Source organism: Flavobacterium sp., assembly GCF_965657075.1.
Lineage (GTDB): Bacteria > Bacteroidota > Bacteroidia > Flavobacteriales > Flavobacteriaceae > Flavobacterium.
Genome location: NZ_CBFHMV010000001.1, coordinates 220,519 through 237,540, shown reverse-complemented (window position 1 = coordinate 237,540; position 17,022 = coordinate 220,519). Strand labels below are relative to the sequence as shown.

The window sequence follows — 17,022 nt, the reverse complement described above, 5'->3', positions numbered from 1 at the left end:
CTACTATTAACAACTATTATAAAAATTCAGCAAAAATCAGTCTTTTTGCCGAAACGTTAGCACAACAAAACCAAAAAATACACGCCAAAGGTTTATTAGGTTCTTCCATTTCGTTTGTAATTCAAGCTTTGTTTGAAAAATCGGATTTGCCTTTCCTTTTGCTTTTTAATGATAAAGAAGAAGCTGCTTATTTTTTGAATGATTTGGAATTGCTTATCAATACAAATGATGTGCTGTTTTATCCAGGTTCTTACAGAAGACCGTATCAAATTGATGAAACGGATAATGCGAATGTTTTGCTTCGCGCAGAAGTTTTAAACCGAATCAATTCCAGAAAAAAACCTGCCATAATTGTTTCGTATCCAGAAGCTTTATTTGAAAAAGTTGTTACTCGAAAAGAATTAGAAAAAAACACTTTAAAGGTTTCGGTAAACGATAAATTATCAATTGATTTTATAAACGAAACTTTATTTGAATACAATTTTAAAAGAGTAGATTTTGTAACTGAACCTGGAGAATTTTCGGTTCGTGGTGGAATTATCGATGTGTTTTCATTCTCCAATGATCATCCTTACAGAATTGAATTTTTTGGAAATGAAGTCGATAGCATCAGAAGTTTTGATGTGGAAACCCAACTTTCCGTTGAAAAATTGAAGAAAATTTCGGTCATTCCTAATGTTGAAAACAAGTTTTTGGATGAAAATCGTGAAACATTTCTGAATTACATCAATGAAAAAACAGTTATTTTCACCCAAAATACTGAATTCATTTGCAACCAATTAGATAAATTATTTGGAAAAGCTGTGGAAGCTTTTGGTAAACTTTCCAAAGACATCAAACATACGCAACCAGAAGAATTATTTGTTAATCAAGAACAATTTTTAAAACAAGCAGTTCATTTTAATATAGTAGAATTAAACAATACAGCTTTATTCAAAACAACGAAAGTATTTGAATTTCATATTCAACCTCAACCCTCATTTAACAAGCAGTTTGACTTGTTGTTGAATGACATTAACGAACATCATTTTAATGGGTATACCAACTTTATTTGTTGTTCCAATAGCAATCAAATCACTCGTTTTCAAGATATTTTTGAGGATTTAACTGACGAAAATTCCAATGGTGAAATTCCAAATTCCAAATTCCAAGGTTTGGTGTTGCCCATTTATCAAGGATTTATTGATGAAGAATTGCAACTGACTTGTTACACGGATCATCAAATTTTTGAACGTTATCACAAATTCAACATCAAGAGTAATTATTCGAAAAAGCAAACTATAACGCTCAAAGAATTGACTTCTTTGCAAGTTGGAGATTATGTAACACACATTGATCACGGAATTGGAAAATTTGGTGGTTTGCAAAAAATTCAGGTTGAAGGAAAAACACAAGAAGCTATTAAAATTGCTTATGCAGACAATGATATTGTTTATGTAAGTATTCATTCCTTACATAAAATTTCCAAGTTTAATGGTAAAGATGGAATTGCTCCTAAAATTTATAAATTAGGAAGTGGTGCTTGGAAAGCTTTAAAACAAAAAACTAAAGCACGAGTTAAACATATTGCTTTCAATTTGATTCAATTGTATGCGAAGCGAAGATTAGAAAAAGGCTTTCAGTATGCTCCAGATAGTTATTTACAAAAAGAATTAGAAAGTTCTTTTATTTATGAAGATACACCAGACCAAGTTACCGCAACAGCTGATGTAAAAGCTGATATGGAAAACGAACGACCAATGGACAGATTAGTTTGTGGTGATGTTGGTTTTGGAAAAACTGAAGTTGCAATTCGTGCTGCATTCAAAGCTGTTGATAATGGAAAACAAGTGGCAGTTTTAGTTCCAACAACCATTTTAGCTTATCAACATTATCGTACTTTTTCAGAACGATTGAAAGAAATGCCTGTAACGGTAAATTATTTAAACCGATTTAGAACTGCCAAACAGAAAGCAGAAACTATTAAGGAATTAGCTGAAGGTAAAGTAGATATCATTATCGGAACGCATCAATTAGTGAATAAAAATGTGGTTTTTAAAAATTTAGGATTGTTAATTGTTGATGAAGAACAAAAATTTGGAGTTAATGTTAAAGATAAATTGAAAACTATTGCTTCAAACGTTGATACGTTGACTCTGACTGCAACTCCAATTCCGAGAACCTTACAGTTTTCATTGATGGCTGCTCGAGATTTGTCTGTAATTACAACACCACCACCAAATCGTTATCCTATCGAAACAAACGTAATTCGTTTTAGTGAAGAGTTGATTCGTGATGCTATTTCGTATGAAATTCAGAGAAATGGTCAAGTTTTCTTCATCAATAATCGAATTGAAAACATTAAAGAAGTGGCTGGAATGATTCAACGATTAGTGCCTGATGCACGAGTTGGCATTGGTCACGGACAAATGGATGGCAAAAAATTAGAAGAACTGATGCTGGCTTTTATGGAAGGAGAATTTGATGTTTTAGTCGCAACAACCATTATTGAAAGTGGTTTAGATGTGCCAAATGCGAATACGATTTTCATTAATAATGCCAATAATTTTGGATTATCTGATTTGCATCAAATGCGAGGGCGAGTGGGCCGAAGTAATAAAAAAGCGTTTTGTTATTTCATTACACCACCTTATTCGATGATGACAAGTGAAGCTCAAAAACGTATTAATGCTTTGGAACAATTTAGTGAATTAGGAAGCGGATTTAACATTGCGATGAAAGATTTGGAAATTCGTGGTGCTGGAGATTTACTAGGTGGTGAACAAAGTGGTTTTATTAATGATATTGGTTTTGATACGTATCAAAAAATTATGAATGAAGCGATTGATGAATTAAAAGAAAACGAATTCAAAGATTTATACGAAGCTGATAATGACATTGAAACTAAAGAGTTTGTTAAAGATATTTTGATTGATGCTGATTTTGAATTGCTGTTTCCAGATGATTATATCAATAGTGTTTCGGAGCGATTGGCTTTGTATAACGAATTAGGAACTTTAAAAACCGAAGAACAGTTACAAGTTTTTGAACAAAAACTAATTGATAGATTTGGTGCTTTACCAAAACAGGCAATTGCTTTATTAAACAGTGTTCGAATAAAATGGATTGCAACTCGAATTGGACTTGAAAAACTAATCATGAAGCAAGGTAAAATGATTGGCTATTTTATAAGTGACCAGCAATCTAATTTCTATCAATCAAACCGATTTATAAAAGTGATGCAGTTTGTCCAACACAACGGCAATCTTTGTAAAATTAAAGAAAAAGACACCAAAAATGGCTTACGATTATTACTGACTTTTGATAATGTAAAGAGTATTTCTAAAGCTTTGGAATTGATGCAAAGGTTTTAATTTACTTTAAAATTAATTACATCAAATTTCGTTAAATTTTCGTTTTTAAATTCTACAGTTGGTTCAATTTTAATAGAATTAGTAAATATTGTTCCTTTATACTTTCCTTTTATTTGTTTGAATTTATAATCTAGATTTACAAAACTTAATTGATATTTATCGTTTTGCTTGAAGTTTTTAAAGTAAACATTTTCAGTTAACACTAAATATTCTGATTTTTCAGGTTTAGACTTATTGTAATTAACTACATTAAAATTTTTAATTTCTGCATTAATAACTAATTCATAGATGCCGAAATCTAATTTATCAACAATAAATTTTCCATAATATCTATCTTTCTTTTTTGAATTAAATTCAATTATATAATAATCATCATTTTTTGAAAAGACAATATTGTATTTTTCTTTGTTGGTAATTAAATCATTGAAACCGGTAAAACTCTTTGGTGAATTTATAAAACCTATAAAATTCTTAAAGAAAACTAAATCCTGATTTTTGTATTTATAAACAATTTGTTGATAGGTTCCTAAATCCTTTTGTTTTACTTCTTCATTACTAAAATTTCTAATAATTTTTGATTTTTTTGAAATATAATATCCTTGATTTTGAATGAACTTAATCCTATCATTTAAATAATGTAAAGTATCTTTATTAGCTCCTAAATAATTAAAAAAGTGATAATTAAAATTTGTTTCATATAAAGTATTATCGTTTATTTTTTTATAAATAGTGTCTAATAAATCATTATTTGATAAATAAATTAACTGAATCTCTTTTAGTTGTATTGGTGCTATTTTTGTTAAAACTACAATTTCAGTTTTATTAGAAATAATTTCTCTTTTATCTATATATCCTTCTTTTACAAAATCAACTTCCGTATTATTTTTAAAATTAAAAATAAAATAACCCTCTTCATTGGTTATAAGCTTTTGATTATTTGTGTCCAAAAATATTTCCACACCAGAAATTGGAAGACTATCTAAAGAAGATATTACTTTGATCTTTGTGCTTTGACAAAAAACTAAGCAAGAGTATAAAAATATTAAGTATTTCATATTTTAAATTTGCCATGAAGTTTTTTTCAACTTCATGGCTTTTTATATTATTCCCAAAACCAATCCCAACTTCCACCATTTTTTCCACAAGGTGTGCTTGTCTGGGTTGTAGTAATATCTCCGTTCAAAGGATTTACAGATGTCGTTGTTGTTACACAACTACCTGACCAAATAGTCACAAAAATTAATTTAATTTTAGTACAACTACTACAATCTGGTCCAGACATACTTTGTGTCCCATAATTAGCATAAAGTAAAGAACTACTATACATAATTAATAATGCCATAAAAATAAATCTTTTTTTCATAAAATAAATATTTAAAAATTAATAGAATAACAAAGTAAAATTACAATTTTATAAAAAACTAAAACTTTTAAAATATAATTATTACTTTTACAGTATAATTTAAAACTAATGGTTATGAAACAAATACTCAAAAATATTGAAGAAATAAGAAAAAGTAAAGGATATTCGCATGAATATGTTGCAAGCATGCTAAATATAAGTCAAGTAGCTTATTCAAAAATAGAAAGTAATAAAACAAAATTAACAGTAGAAAGACTTTATAGTATTTCGGATATATTAGAGGTATCTGTTTCAAAAATATTAGGAATATCTACTAAAAATGAATTAATTCAAACAAATAGAGACAGCTCTACAGGATATTTACAGCAAATTGATAATTTTTACCAAGAAAGCAAAGAACAGAATACTAAAATCATTGAGTTATATGAAGAAAGACTCAAAGACAAAGATATTATTATAGATCAACTCCAAAAATTAATTAATGCCACTAAACACTCTTCAAATCCTTAATCACTTTAAAAGCTTTATCAACATATTCATCATCTACAATAATAGTAAATTCGTTTGTGGTTGAAATTACCTCATTCAAAACAATACCTTCCCAAGCCAAGCGCTGAAAAATAAAATAATAAACACCAGGCACAGTAATGTTTTCAATAGGTAATTTAACCGTTATCGAAGAAAGGTTTTCTAATTTATGAGATAATTTTTCATCTTTAAAATGTTTTTCAACCAAATTAGCAACACTATCGCTTATAACTAAATTTGCTTCGTTAACACCACGTGAAGAAGTATAAAAAACATCAGGTCTTTGTTTTATTTCGTCTAATAAGCGGGTTTTATTTTCTAAAATAGTATCAGAAACTACAAAAGTATAGTCGTTTAAAGAAGAACGAACCGTAATTTCTCCAATATTTCGTAAGACCTTGTTAATTTTGTGATTGATTTTAAAATCCAATTCTTCGCTCAATCTTTTCAAAGCCATAACTACAGCTCCTTGCTTCAAGTCTTTTCCAATTTGAGCCTCAATTTCTGGCATCATTATTCGAGCTAATGATGTTAAATTAATGATTCCTTGTGCTAAAGAAGTCAACAAAAACGGTTTAGATTTAATATAATCTTCAACTACTGATGATACGGTTTTCATTTTAAAAATATTTTTGCAATGATACAAAATAAAAACAAAATGTTATAATTACAACAAATTATTTTTAAAAATAATAAAAGGCTTCTTCAATATGTTCTATATCGATATTTTTTTGGGTGTAATGAATAGCGATAATGTCAAAACGAACGGTTACATCTAAATCCTTACGTACAACATATTCATTTACAGCTTTCACCAATAATTGAATCTTTTTAGGTTTTACAAAATCTTGAGGCAATCCAAACTCTAAACTTGAACGCGTTTTTACCTCAACTACAGCTAAAATATCTTTTTTTTGAGCAATAATATCTATTTCAGCCTTTTGAAATCGCCAATTTCTATCCAAGATTTCGTATCCGTTTTTTTGCAGGAATTCAACCGCTAAATCTTCTCCTAATTGTCCTAAATCGTTGTGTTCTGCCATTTGTTTTGAAGGGACAAGTCGCGACTTGTTCTTACATTAATTTCTAAATTTCAATTTGATTTCCTTTTCATTCACTTCAAAGTCTACTTGTTTTCCCAATTGAAGCGTACGATTATCTTTAACATGTCCGGCAGGAAAATCAAAACAAACTGGAATATTGTATTCTTTGGCAATAGCTGATATTATTTGTACAGCATTTTGCCCAAACGGAATTTCATTGTCGTGCATATCGGTCATCCCACCAACTACTAACCCTTTTAAATTTTCAAAGTATCCGTTTCGTTTTATATTTTGCATCATTCTATCTATATGGTATAAATATTCATCTAAATCTTCAATAAAAAGGATTTTATTATTCGTATCCAGTGATGATTTCGATCCTAACAAACTATACAAAATCGATAAATTTCCTCCAACCAATTCTCCTGAAGCTTTCCCAAGAATATCATAAGGTTTTGATGGAATTGTATATTCTAATTTTTCTCCAAATAAGGCTTTTCGCAAAGTTTCTTTCACTTCATCAGAAGCCTTTGGAACTGTAAATGGCATGATACAATGCAAAGATGCCACACCTTCAACATTGGCTTGAGAATGTAAAACAGTAACATCACTAAAACCCATAATCCATTTCGGATTTTTATTGAATTTGGTAAAATCTAATAAATCAACCATTCGAACAGTGCCATAACCACCACGAGCACACCAAATTGCTTTGATGTTTTCATCATCCATCATGTTTTGAAAATCAGAAGCTCTTTCTAAATCGGTTCCTCCTAATTGACAACTATCTAAGCCAATGGTTGTACCTAATTTGACTTTCAAACCCCATGATTCCAATAGTTCTTTAGCAGGAATAGCATCTTCTGGAAAAAATTTTCGAGCTGTACATACAATTGCAACGGTGTCGCCTTTTTTTAAATACGATGGAATATTCATCTTTTGGGAATAGGATAAATTAGTAATTATTAAGAGTAAAAGTATAAATCGAATCATAAATGTGAAAGCATTGGACAACTTTTATTCAAAAATAATTAATTTATTTTTAATACGTTTTATGCCAGCCTAAACCAAATGAAACACCAATACCAAAATAGGATTTCTTGGCAACAGTACCATAAAATTTAAATCCTATACTATTGGCAAAACCTACTGGTTTTCCAACAGGAATAAGACCATAAATTCTATACCTTTTCTTTTTTGAATTGAACCATTTAAAATTTAATTCGAATGGTAAACCCAAAAACGATTCATTGGCATAATTCAAGTCATTAAAATTAGGAACAATATTTAAATCATCAATTAAATATTCTCTATTGATATAGGCTAAACCCAAACTATAACTAAATGAAGAATTGTCATAAACATACCTTCTACCATACAGGAAAGAATACTCATTTACTCTATCTTCAAGAACCAATAAAGGTAAAAATAAAAAGCTACCAACTTTTTTATTATCAATAATTTCTAATGTTCTAAATGTAAAAAGGTTATTTTTATATTGATAATTTAATGAACCTATACCTGTAAATCCTTTAATATCTCCATTTGAAAAACCTATAGCCATTTCGGCAAAAAGTATTGGATTCTCTTTCTTTATTGAATCGTTAATGATTAAATTATTACAATAATTTTTGGTAATAAAAAGTAATAAAAAAAACAAAATTGAATTTCTCATAAGTAGATATTAATTTCAAAGATATTAAAATGAGTAAATAGTTGCGTTAATTGTATGTAAACCTTTATTTTTGTAGTCTAATTTCAAAAAACAACAATCTTCGCTAAACGTTTATCTACAATTATTTGTGTCTTTGCGTCTTATCGAGAAATTAACATTTTATGATACAAAATCCAAAAAGATATACAATTACGGCTGCATTGCCTTACACTAATGGTCCAATTCACATTGGTCATTTAGCTGGAGTTTATGTTCCAAGTGATATTTATTCAAGATATTTAAGATTACAAGGAAAAGACGTTGCTTTTATTTGCGGAAGTGATGAACACGGTGTTGCGATTTCAATGAAAGCAAAAAAAGAAGGCATTACACCTCAACAAGTAATTGATAAATATGACGGAATTATTCGTCAGTCTTTTATAGATTTTGGAATATCGTTTGATAATTATTCCAGAACTTCTTCTGAGATTCACCATAAAACAGCTCAGGAATTTTTTAGAAAATTGTATGGCCAAGGTGATTTTATTGAAGAAGTTACAGAACAATTATATGATGCAAAAGCAGACCAATTTTTAGCCGATAGATTTGTAACAGGAACTTGTCCAAAATGTGATAATCCTGAAGCTTACGGTGACCAATGTGAACGCTGTGGTTCTACTTTAAATGCAACAGATTTAATTAATCCAAAATCAACAATTACAGGTGAAACTCCTATTTTAAAAGAAACTAAACATTGGTTTTTACCTTTAGATAGATACCAAGATTTTCTTGAAAAATGGATTCTTCAAGACCATAAAAACGATTGGAAAACGAATGTTTTAGGACAAGTCAAATCGTGGTTAGATGATGGTTTAAAACCAAGAGCCGTAACCAGAGATTTAGATTGGGGAATTGATGTTCCTGTGGAAGGTGCAGAAGGCAAAAAATTATACGTTTGGTTTGATGCTCCTATTGGGTACATTTCGTCAACCAAAGAATGGGCTGCTAAAGAAGGAAAAGATTGGGAACCTTATTGGAAAAATGCAGATACAAAATTAGTGCATTTCATCGGGAAAGATAATATTGTGTTTCATTGTATTATTTTCCCAGCCATGTTGAAAGCTGAAGGAAGTTATATTTTGCCTGACAATGTTCCAGCTAATGAATTTTTAAATTTAGAAGGAAATAAATTGTCTACTTCTAAAAATTGGGCTGTTTGGTTGCACGAATATTTACAAGATTTTCCAAACCAACAAGACGTTTTGCGATATGCTTTAACCTCAAATGCTCCTGAAACCAAAGACAATGACTTTACTTGGAAAGATTTTCAAGCGAGAAATAACAATGAATTAGTAGCTGTTTTTGGAAATTTCATAAATCGTGTTGTGGTTTTAACCAACAAATATTACGATGGAATTGTTCCAAGCCCAAATGAATTCACCGAAGTTGATGAAGCAACATTAACGGAATTAAAAGCCTATCCAGAAGTGATTTCAAGTTCTATTGAGCGTTATCGTTTTAGAGAAGCTTTAGGAGAAATGATGAATGTAGCTCGTCTAGGAAACAAATATTTAGCAGACGAAGAACCATGGAAAATGGTGAAAGAAAACCCAGAAAGAGTTCAAACACAAATGTATGTTGCTTTGCAAATTGCTGCTGCTTTGAGTGTTTTAGCTGAACCTTTCTTACCTTTTACAGCAACTAAATTAGAAAACATGTTGCAGTGCAAATTAGCTTGGAATGATGTTTCATCAAATTCAGATCTATTACCAGCTGGAAGTAAAATTGGTCAAGCCGAATTACTTTTCTCAAAAATAGAAGACGAAGAAGTTCAAAAACAAGTTGATAAATTACTAGCGACTAAAAAAGCAAACGAAATGGAAAATGCTAAAGCTGAACCACAAAAAGAAGTTTCGACTTTTGAAGATTTTTCTAAATTAGATATTAGAGTTGGAACCATTTTAGAAGCTGAAAAAATGCCAAAAGCCAACAAACTTTTAGTTTTAAAAGTGGATACTGGAATTGATGTAAGAACTATTGTTTCTGGAATTGCGGAACATTTTTCACCAGAAGAAGTTGTGGGCAAACGAGTAACTGTTTTAGTAAATTTAGCACCAAGAGCTCTTCGTGGTGTTGAAAGTGCTGGTATGATTTTAATGACCAATAACGCAGAAGGAAAATTAGTTTTCGTAAATCCTGATAGTGATGGTGTTATGAATGGTGCTTTGATTTCTTAAAAAAAATTTATGACCCCAAAAATAATAGCTTTCGACGCAGATGACACACTTTGGCACAACGAACCCTATTTCGATGAAGCCCAAGAGCGTTTTTGTCAATTGTTTCAAGATTATGCTTCTAGTCAAGAGATTTTGGGTTTGATATTAAATCATCAAGTTAAAAATTTATCTTTGTATGGCTTTGGAATTAAAGCTTTTACCCTTTCGATGATTGAATCTGCTTTGGAATTAACCAATCACCAAATTTCTGGAAAAGGCATCGAAAAAATTATTACCATTGGTAAAGATTTATTGCAAAAGCCTGTTGAATTACTTCCAAATGTAGAAGATGTTTTAAAAGAACTTAAAGGTAAATACAAATTGGTTGTGGCTACAAAAGGTGATTTAAAAGACCAGCACAGGAAATTACACGATTCAGGAATTGGGCATTATTTTCATCATATTGAAGTTTTGAGTGACAAAACCGAATTAGATTACGAAAAAATGTTTGGCCGTTTAGAATGCAAAGCCGAAGACATATTAATGATTGGAAATTCCTTAAAATCGGATGTTTTGCCTATTTTAAATTTAGGTGGTTTTGGAATTCATATTCCGTATCACACCACTTGGGAATACGAAAAAATTGATTTCGAAATTGAACATGAAAACTTTTTAGCACTTTCAAATGTGAAAGAAGTTTTGACTGTTTTAGAATAGTTTTCAGTATGTTTCCAATAGCATTTCATCCCATTTATAAACATCCTTTACCTGAAGGACATCGTTTTCCTATGTTAAAATATGAATTGCTTCCTGAACAACTTTTACACGAAGGAACAGCATTAAAATCAGACTTCTTTGAACCTGAAATTTGCGATATTAATCACGTTTTAGCCATTCATACAAAAGAATATGTGGATGATTTACTTAATCTGACTCTAGATGCAAGAGCAGCTCGAAAAATCGGATTTCCACTTTCAAAAGAATTAGTAGAAAGAAAACTTCGAATTGCTCAAGGAACAATAATTGGTGCTCAAAAATGTTTTAAAACAAAAGTATCTTTTAATATCGCTGGTGGAACTCATCATGCTTATTCTTCTCATGGTGAGGCTTTTTGCATGTTGAATGACCAAGCGATTGCTTCTCAATTTTTATTAGTCAACAATCTCGTTAAAAAGATTCTAATTATAGATTTAGACGTTCACCAAGGCAATGGAACTGCTGAAATTTTTCATAATAATTCTAATGTTTTTACCTTTTCAACTCATGGAAAAACAAATTATCCTTTCAAAAAAGAAACATCTGATTTAGACATTCCTTTTGAGGATAATACTTCTGATGATGTATTTTTAAAAACCATTTCAGAAGTAATTACAAAACTTATTGAAACGCAAAAACCCGATTTTATCTTTTATTTAGCTGGTGTTGATATTTTAGCTTCTGACAAATTAGGAAAACTAGGCTGCACTTTAGAAGGTTGCAAAAAAAGAGATGAAATCGTCTTTGAATTATGTGCTAAATATCAAATTCCAGTCCAAGTTTCTATGGGTGGTGGCTATTCTCCAGAAATTAAAACCATTATTGAAGCTCATGCAAATACGTATCGAGTTGCTAAAAATATCTTTTAAAAAGCATTTAAAACTGCCATAATATCTTCACCATATTTTTCGGTTCTAACTTCTCCAAATCCTTTTACTTTAGCTAATTCTTCTAAAGTTTCTGGTTTAGCTTCAGCAATAGCTATAAGATGTGAATTGTGACAAACTCTAAAAGCTGACCAACCTAAATTGGAAGCAAAATCATTTCTCCATTGTTTTAATACCAAAAAAATTTCCTTTTCTTGTTGCGATAAATCTTCAAAAATTGATTTCTCTTCTTTTGGCTTTTCATTGTTTTTTTTGGTGTCATAAAAAACAACAGCTGACCAATAATCCATTGTTCCTGTTGTTACAAAATTAGTTGAAGTTAACTTTACTTCTACTGAATCTAAAAATTCATTCATTCGGTTTTGATCTATTATGCAAAACTCTTTACTTAATCGGATATTGAAAACTCTGATATTCATAATCTTAAATTTTAAAGGTTAAAAAAGAAATTGCACGAACTTCAATTAAGAAATCCGTGCAATCTTTCCTAAAAATTACTTTCCTAATAAAAGCAAATCACTAATTACAACTTCTGTGATGTAGCGTTTTACACCATCTTTGTCGTCATAACTTCGGTGTGTTAACTTCCCTTCGATAGCAATTTCCTTACCTTTGATAACGTAGCTTTCGATTAAATCAGCTGTTTTTCCCCAAGCGGTTAAACGATGCCATTCGGTTTGTTCAACTTTTTCACCTTTTGCATTGGTGTAGCTTTCGTTTGTGGCTAGCGTAATGTTTGCTAATTTTTTCCCTCCTTCAAAAGTTTTGATTTCAGGTTCTTGTCCTACGTGACCGATTAATTGTACTTTGTTTCTTAATGCATTCATGGCGTGTAAAAATTTAAATGGTTTATATAAAATGTTTTTTGTCTATTGAAACTTGAAATTGTAATTAATTTTTGATATTGTAATTGTTAGTGTTTCATTTCGACAGTGCAAAGATTAGATGGCTTTCAAAAATTATTCGGTAATTATCTGTTTACTTTCGGTTGTAAATGTTTGTAAGCATTTGTAAACGGATAATTTTTTTCTTATATTTGTTAAAAATGAATTATATATGCCCACAAACATTAAATCTATCGAATTAAGAAATCTTCAAATAGAAGATTATAAAGAATTAAAAAAATCCATGGTTGAATCGTATCCAGAAATGTTGGATTCATTTTGGAAAGAAAATCAAATCGAAAATCTTTTAAATATATTTCCTGAAGGACAATTGGTAATTGTTGTTGATGGAATTGTTGTAGGTTCGGCATTATCAATTTTAGTTACCGAAGATTTTGCATTTAAAACCAGAAATTACAAAGGGGTTACAGGAAATTATTCTTTTTCAACTCACAATCCAGATGGAGAAGTTATTTATGGAATTGACGTGTTTATCAATCCAAAATATCGTGGACTTCGTTTGGGAAGAAGATTATATGATGCCCGAAAAGAATTATGTGATCAATTAAATCTAAAATCCATCATTTTTGCAGGAAGAATCCCGAATTATGGAAAATATAAAGATGAAATCACCCCAAAAATTTACATTGATAAAGTAAAGAAAAAAGAAATTTATGATCCAGTTTTGTCTTTTCAATTAAGTAATGATTTTCATGAAGTTCGTGTCCTAAAAAATTATTTAGAAGGTGATAAAGAATCTCAAGAATATGCAGTTTTACTTGAATGGAATAACGTTTATTATGACGACAGTCCGAAATTAATTAATACCACAAAAAGTGTTGTTCGATTGGGTTTAATTCAATGGCAAATGCGTTCTTTAAATAATTTGGAAGCTTTATTTGAACAAGCCGAATTTTTCATTGATGCGGTTTCTGGTTACGGAAGTGATTTTGCTTTGTTTCCAGAATTATTCACTGCACCATTAATGGCTGATTACAATCATTTATCTGAAGCTGAAGCTATTAAAGAATTAGCAAGACATACTGAAGCCGTAAAATTAAAATTTCAAGAATTTGCGATTTCTTATAACATAAACATCATCACAGGAAGCATGCCTTTTATTGAAAATGGACATGTTTATAATGTTGGATTCCTCTGTAAACGTGATGGAACTAATGAAATGTATCGCAAAATTCATATTACACCCAACGAAGTTTTCCATTGGGGAATTACTGGTGGAGATGTGATTCAAACCTTTGATACGGATTGTGGGAAAATTGGAATTGTAATTTGTTATGATGTTGAATTCCCAGAATTATCAAGATTAATGGCTGATCAAGGAATGAATATTTTGTTCGTCCCTTTCTTAACTGATACCCAAAATGGTTATACACGTGTAAAACATTGTGCACAAGCAAGAGCCATAGAAAATGAATGTTATGTAGCTATTACAGGTTGTGTTGGAAATCTACCAAAAGTAAATAACATGGACATTCAGTATGCGCAAGCGGCTGTTTTTACACCTTCTGATTTTGCTTTTCCAAGTAACGGAATAAAAGCTGAAGCAACTCCAAATACGGAAATGACTTTAATTGTTGATGTCGATATGAATTTATTGAAAGAATTACATGAGCATGGAAGTGTAAACACTATGAAAGACCGAAGAACAGATTTATACCAACTGAAAAAACTGAAATAATCCAATTTTTGTCATTCTAAACTGATTTCAGAATTTCATTTAAAACTTAATAATCATGAAAAAACTAATCTTATTTTTATTATTTACAACTTTCGGATTTGCTCAAAACACTTTGCATTATAACGATGAAAAAGGTTCAGAAAAAGCTACTTTAAAAGATATAAGTTGGCTCGAAGGAAATTGGACTGGAGAAGCTTTTGGTGGTTCAATGATGTTTAACTTCAAACTTGTTGTTGAAGGAAAAACAGTGTTTTACGAATTAGGTCATATTGTAGAAAAAGAAGGAACATTATTATACCAAATAAAACATTTTGGAGCAGATTTGAAAGGTTGGGAAGAAAAAGACCAATCAGAAGATTTTAGATTCATTAAAAAAGAAGGAAACCGAATGTATTTTGATAACTTCACTTTTGAATATATTTCTGAAAATGAAGTGAATCTTTATGCTTATTTTGAAGATTCTAAGGAAGAAGTAGTTTTTAATTTTAAGAAGTAAGTTATGAGTAAAAACTGTTTAGAATGTGGCGATAAAATTATAGGAAGAGAAGACAAAAAGTTTTGTTCTGATGGATGCAGAAATGCCTACAATAACAAAATGAACAAAGATCAAAATAATTTGATGCGTAATGTGAATAATAAATTACGTAAAAATTACAGAATTCTTTGTGACCTGAATCCAGATGGAAAAGGAAAAACGACTAAAACTAAATTGTTAAGCAAAGGTTTTGATATGGAGTTTTTTACAAGCATTTTACAAACAAAAACCGGAAATACGTATTACTTTTTGTATGATCAAGGGTATCGTTTATTGGAAGATGAGTTTATAATGTTGGTTAAAAAAGAAATCTGATTTTAGAAAAAAGATGCAAGAAAAAAGAAAAAAAATCTCAATTTTAGGCATAGGCTGGCTTGGATTTCCATTAGCAAAAAAGTTAATCGAAATTGGTTATGAAGTAAAAGGTTCTACAACTTCTGAAAATAAATTAGAACATTTGAAAAATAACAATATTCAACCTTATCAAATTGAACTTTCTGAAAAGGAAATTAAAGGAAATATTGAAGCATTTTTAAATGATTCTGAATTTCTGATTATTGATATTCCACCTAAATTAAGAAGTAATCCAACAGAGAATTTTGAAGAAAAGATAAAACTCTTAACTTGCTACATTGAAAAATCAACCGTAAAAAATGTGCTTTTTGTTAGCTCTACAAGTGTTTATGTTGATGATTTTCCTATTGCTGAAATTGATGAAAACTCAATTCCAAATCCAGATTCTGAAAGCAGCAAACAATTACTTCAAACGGAAGAAATTTTACTTACTAATAAGAATTTTCAAACTACAATTCTTCGTTTTGGAGGATTAATTGGAGAAGACAGACATCCCATAAAATTCTTAGCCGGAAAAACAAATGTTGAAAATCCTGATGCTCCTATTAATTTAATTCATCAAAAAGATTGTATTGGAATAATTTGTGCAATTCTAAATCAAGTTCAGAATGACAATATCATTTTCAATGCTGTTGCACCTCATCATCCCACAAGAAAAGAATATTATCAAAAAAAAGCTGAAAATTCAAATCTCCCTTTACCTATCTTTGCCAAAAATCAAGAATCTATTGGAAAACTAATTTCAAGTACTAAAATTGAAACTGTTTTAAACTATAGATTCAAAAAAGAAATTTGATGGCTTATTTTAGTGTTTTTCACGAATATATTAAGAAAACAAAAAATGCAGTAGGACTACCTTTTCTAGCGCTTTGCTGGATCAGCTTCTTTTGGGGAACCACTTGGATTGCTTCGAAAGAAGGTGTAAAACATATGCCTGCAATGCAATTGGTAGTATTAAGACAGTTTTTTGGTGGTATTTTATATTTAGCTTATTTTATAATAAAAAAAGAACCTTGGCCCAACAAACGTCAATGGAGAAATATCTTCATTTTAAGTGTATTAAATTTTATGCTTAGTAATGGATTAAGTACATGGGGTGTTAAATATATTTCGAGTGGTTTAGGAGCAATAATTGGATCTATTTTTCCACTTTGGATTGTAATGATAAGTTTTTTTAGAGGTGAAAAAATGTCTTGGAGAGCTGTAGTTGGCTTATTAATTTGCTTTTCTGGTATTTGTGTGATTTTTTACGATTATTTAAACGACTTTTTAGAACCTGAATTTAGATTTGGAATTCTTTTATCAATAATAGCAACCTTTACTTGGGCTTTATCTTCTATTTATATTAGAGAAAACAAGACTAATTTTAATCCGTACTTTAGTCTAGGATTGCAAATGTTGATTTCTTGTTTTGTGATTTCTGGCGTTATTGGTTTTAATGGTAGTTCTATACCTTTAAATGAAATTCCAGCTATTTCATGGTGGTCTATTGCTTATTTAGTTGTGTTTGGTTCTGTATTAACTTTTATAGCTTTTATTTATGCCCTAGAACATTTACCAAAGGAAGTTAGTAGTTTGTATGCTTATATCAATCCAATTGTAGCCTTGTTTTTTGGATATGTATTATTTAATGAACCATTAACTGTTCCAATAATAATTGGTGGAATTGTTACTATTTTTGGATTATATATGGTTAACAAAGCCATTAGGAAATAGTTGTAAAATAAAAAAGCATCCATGGCTAGGACAC

At 30.0% G+C, this 17,022-nt stretch carries 18 protein-coding genes; 10 read left to right on the top strand and 8 right to left on the bottom strand.

Annotation, left to right across the window (positions count from 1 at the left end):
• The first annotated feature begins 35 nt into the window (after positions 1 to 35).
• Positions 36 to 3,353, top strand: coding sequence for a transcription-repair coupling factor (mfd, locus tag ACTF56_RS01130; RefSeq protein ID WP_438965149.1), 3,318 nt, complete (start codon positions 36 to 38; stop codon positions 3,351 to 3,353).
• Here mfd and ACTF56_RS01125 read toward each other — a convergent pair.
• Both ACTF56_RS01125 and ACTF56_RS01120 read right to left on the bottom strand, forming a co-directional pair.
• Positions 3,350 to 4,408 (bottom strand): hypothetical protein, encoded by a 1,059-nt coding sequence (locus tag ACTF56_RS01125; protein ID WP_438965062.1) that lies wholly within the window; start codon positions 4,406 to 4,408, stop codon positions 3,350 to 3,352. The genes mfd and ACTF56_RS01125 overlap by 4 nt on opposite strands.
• A 47-nt stretch (positions 4,409 to 4,455) precedes the next feature.
• On the bottom strand, positions 4,456 to 4,716 hold the full coding sequence (locus ACTF56_RS01120; RefSeq protein ID WP_438965061.1) for a hypothetical protein: 261 nt from the start codon (positions 4,714 to 4,716) through the stop codon (positions 4,456 to 4,458).
• A gap of 114 nt (positions 4,717 to 4,830) precedes the next feature.
• On the opposite strand from ACTF56_RS01120, the gene ACTF56_RS01115 reads away from it, so the two are divergent.
• Positions 4,831 to 5,226: a helix-turn-helix domain-containing protein gene (locus ACTF56_RS01115; protein ID WP_438965060.1), complete on the top strand. Its 396-nt coding sequence runs from the start codon at positions 4,831 to 4,833 to the stop codon at positions 5,224 to 5,226.
• Here the strand turns inward: ACTF56_RS01115 and ACTF56_RS01110 are convergent.
• From ACTF56_RS01110 to ACTF56_RS01095, 4 genes are all read right to left on the bottom strand, one after another.
• Positions 5,204 to 5,863 carry an aspartate kinase gene (locus ACTF56_RS01110; RefSeq protein ID WP_438965059.1) on the bottom strand — a complete coding sequence of 220 codons (660 nt, stop codon included), beginning with the start codon at positions 5,861 to 5,863 and terminating at the stop codon, positions 5,204 to 5,206. The genes ACTF56_RS01115 and ACTF56_RS01110 overlap by 23 nt on opposite strands.
• Before the next feature lie 64 nt (positions 5,864 to 5,927).
• The gene (locus ACTF56_RS01105) at positions 5,928 to 6,287 is read right to left on the bottom strand and encodes a YraN family protein (protein ID WP_438965058.1); all 360 of its coding nucleotides are present in this window, start codon (positions 6,285 to 6,287) and stop codon (positions 5,928 to 5,930) included.
• A 36-nt stretch (positions 6,288 to 6,323) separates the two neighbouring features.
• The gene (locus tag ACTF56_RS01100) at positions 6,324 to 7,223 is read right to left on the bottom strand and encodes a S66 peptidase family protein (protein ID WP_438965057.1); all 900 of its coding nucleotides are present in this window, start codon (positions 7,221 to 7,223) and stop codon (positions 6,324 to 6,326) included.
• A gap of 106 nt (positions 7,224 to 7,329) precedes the next feature.
• Positions 7,330 to 7,962: a hypothetical protein gene (locus tag ACTF56_RS01095; protein ID WP_438965056.1), complete on the bottom strand. Its 633-nt coding sequence runs from the start codon at positions 7,960 to 7,962 to the stop codon at positions 7,330 to 7,332.
• Positions 7,963 to 8,123: 161 nt separating this feature from the next.
• Here ACTF56_RS01095 and metG point away from each other — a divergent pair, with 161 nt between their 5' ends.
• The 3 genes from metG to ACTF56_RS01080 are packed head-to-tail and all read left to right on the top strand — an operon-like array spanning position 8,124 to position 11,782.
• On the top strand, positions 8,124 to 10,178 hold the full coding sequence (gene metG, locus ACTF56_RS01090) for a methionine--tRNA ligase (protein WP_438965055.1): 2,055 nt from the start codon (positions 8,124 to 8,126) through the stop codon (positions 10,176 to 10,178).
• A 9-nt stretch (positions 10,179 to 10,187) separates the two neighbouring features.
• Positions 10,188 to 10,874 carry an HAD family hydrolase gene (locus ACTF56_RS01085; RefSeq protein WP_438965054.1) on the top strand — a complete coding sequence of 229 codons (687 nt, stop codon included), beginning with the start codon at positions 10,188 to 10,190 and terminating at the stop codon, positions 10,872 to 10,874.
• 8 nt (positions 10,875 to 10,882) lie between these two features.
• Positions 10,883 to 11,782, top strand: a complete 900-nt coding sequence (locus ACTF56_RS01080) for a histone deacetylase family protein (RefSeq protein WP_438965053.1) — start codon at positions 10,883 to 10,885, stop codon at positions 11,780 to 11,782.
• Here ACTF56_RS01080 and ACTF56_RS01075 read toward each other — a convergent pair.
• Entirely contained in the window at positions 11,779 to 12,219 is a 441-nt protein-coding gene (locus ACTF56_RS01075; RefSeq protein WP_438965052.1) for an HRDC domain-containing protein, read from the bottom strand. The two genes, ACTF56_RS01080 and ACTF56_RS01075, sit on opposite strands and share 4 nt — an antisense overlap.
• 75 nt (positions 12,220 to 12,294) lie before the next feature.
• Entirely contained in the window at positions 12,295 to 12,627 is a 333-nt protein-coding gene (locus tag ACTF56_RS01070; protein WP_438965051.1) for a single-stranded DNA-binding protein, read from the bottom strand.
• A gap of 229 nt (positions 12,628 to 12,856) precedes the next feature.
• Here ACTF56_RS01070 and ACTF56_RS01065 point away from each other — a divergent pair, with 229 nt between their 5' ends.
• The 5 genes from ACTF56_RS01065 to ACTF56_RS01045 are packed head-to-tail and all read left to right on the top strand — an operon-like array spanning position 12,857 to position 16,988.
• A complete protein-coding gene (locus tag ACTF56_RS01065; protein ID WP_438965050.1) occupies positions 12,857 to 14,383 on the top strand; it encodes a carbon-nitrogen hydrolase family protein in 1,527 nt (508 codons plus the stop codon).
• Positions 14,384 to 14,438: 55 nt separating this feature from the next.
• Positions 14,439 to 14,879: a DUF6265 family protein gene (locus ACTF56_RS01060; protein WP_438965049.1), complete on the top strand. Its 441-nt coding sequence runs from the start codon at positions 14,439 to 14,441 to the stop codon at positions 14,877 to 14,879.
• A 3-nt stretch (positions 14,880 to 14,882) separates the two neighbouring features.
• Positions 14,883 to 15,233 carry a hypothetical protein gene (locus tag ACTF56_RS01055; protein ID WP_379737537.1) on the top strand — a complete coding sequence of 117 codons (351 nt, stop codon included), beginning with the start codon at positions 14,883 to 14,885 and terminating at the stop codon, positions 15,231 to 15,233.
• A 13-nt stretch (positions 15,234 to 15,246) separates the two neighbouring features.
• Positions 15,247 to 16,068 carry an SDR family NAD(P)-dependent oxidoreductase gene (locus ACTF56_RS01050; protein ID WP_438965048.1) on the top strand — a complete coding sequence of 274 codons (822 nt, stop codon included), beginning with the start codon at positions 15,247 to 15,249 and terminating at the stop codon, positions 16,066 to 16,068.
• The gene (locus tag ACTF56_RS01045; protein WP_438965047.1) at positions 16,068 to 16,988 is read left to right on the top strand and encodes a DMT family transporter; all 921 of its coding nucleotides are present in this window, start codon (positions 16,068 to 16,070) and stop codon (positions 16,986 to 16,988) included. Before ACTF56_RS01050 ends, ACTF56_RS01045 begins: the two co-directional genes overlap by 1 nt.
• The last annotated feature ends 34 nt before the right edge of the window (positions 16,989 to 17,022 follow it).

What these genes read in the sequence shown, in the direction of transcription:
- ACTF56_RS01125 (WP_438965062.1), bottom strand. Translation starts at nt 4,408, where the DNA reads ATGAAATACTTAATATTTTTATACTCTTGCTTAGTTTTTTGTCAAAGC.
- ACTF56_RS01120 (WP_438965061.1), bottom strand. Translation starts at nt 4,716, where the DNA reads ATGAAAAAAAGATTTATTTTTATGGCATTATTAATTATGTATAGTAGT.
- ACTF56_RS01115 (WP_438965060.1), top strand. Translation starts at nt 4,831, where the DNA reads ATGAAACAAATACTCAAAAATATTGAAGAAATAAGAAAAAGTAAAGGA.
- ACTF56_RS01110 (WP_438965059.1), bottom strand. Translation starts at nt 5,863, where the DNA reads ATGAAAACCGTATCATCAGTAGTTGAAGATTATATTAAATCTAAACCG.
- ACTF56_RS01105 (WP_438965058.1), bottom strand. Translation starts at nt 6,287, where the DNA reads ATGGCAGAACACAACGATTTAGGACAATTAGGAGAAGATTTAGCGGTT.
- ACTF56_RS01100 (WP_438965057.1), bottom strand. Translation starts at nt 7,223, where the DNA reads ATGAATATTCCATCGTATTTAAAAAAAGGCGACACCGTTGCAATTGTA.
- ACTF56_RS01095 (WP_438965056.1), bottom strand. Translation starts at nt 7,962, where the DNA reads ATGAGAAATTCAATTTTGTTTTTTTTATTACTTTTTATTACCAAAAAT.
- metG (WP_438965055.1), top strand. Translation starts at nt 8,124, where the DNA reads ATGATACAAAATCCAAAAAGATATACAATTACGGCTGCATTGCCTTAC.
- ACTF56_RS01085 (WP_438965054.1), top strand. Translation starts at nt 10,188, where the DNA reads ATGACCCCAAAAATAATAGCTTTCGACGCAGATGACACACTTTGGCAC.
- ACTF56_RS01080 (WP_438965053.1), top strand. Translation starts at nt 10,883, where the DNA reads ATGTTTCCAATAGCATTTCATCCCATTTATAAACATCCTTTACCTGAA.
- ACTF56_RS01075 (WP_438965052.1), bottom strand. Translation starts at nt 12,219, where the DNA reads ATGAATATCAGAGTTTTCAATATCCGATTAAGTAAAGAGTTTTGCATA.
- ACTF56_RS01070 (WP_438965051.1), bottom strand. Translation starts at nt 12,627, where the DNA reads ATGAATGCATTAAGAAACAAAGTACAATTAATCGGTCACGTAGGACAA.
- ACTF56_RS01065 (WP_438965050.1), top strand. Translation starts at nt 12,857, where the DNA reads ATGCCCACAAACATTAAATCTATCGAATTAAGAAATCTTCAAATAGAA.
- ACTF56_RS01060 (WP_438965049.1), top strand. Translation starts at nt 14,439, where the DNA reads ATGAAAAAACTAATCTTATTTTTATTATTTACAACTTTCGGATTTGCT.
- ACTF56_RS01055 (WP_379737537.1), top strand. Translation starts at nt 14,883, where the DNA reads ATGAGTAAAAACTGTTTAGAATGTGGCGATAAAATTATAGGAAGAGAA.
- ACTF56_RS01050 (WP_438965048.1), top strand. Translation starts at nt 15,247, where the DNA reads ATGCAAGAAAAAAGAAAAAAAATCTCAATTTTAGGCATAGGCTGGCTT.
- ACTF56_RS01045 (WP_438965047.1), top strand. Translation starts at nt 16,068, where the DNA reads ATGGCTTATTTTAGTGTTTTTCACGAATATATTAAGAAAACAAAAAAT.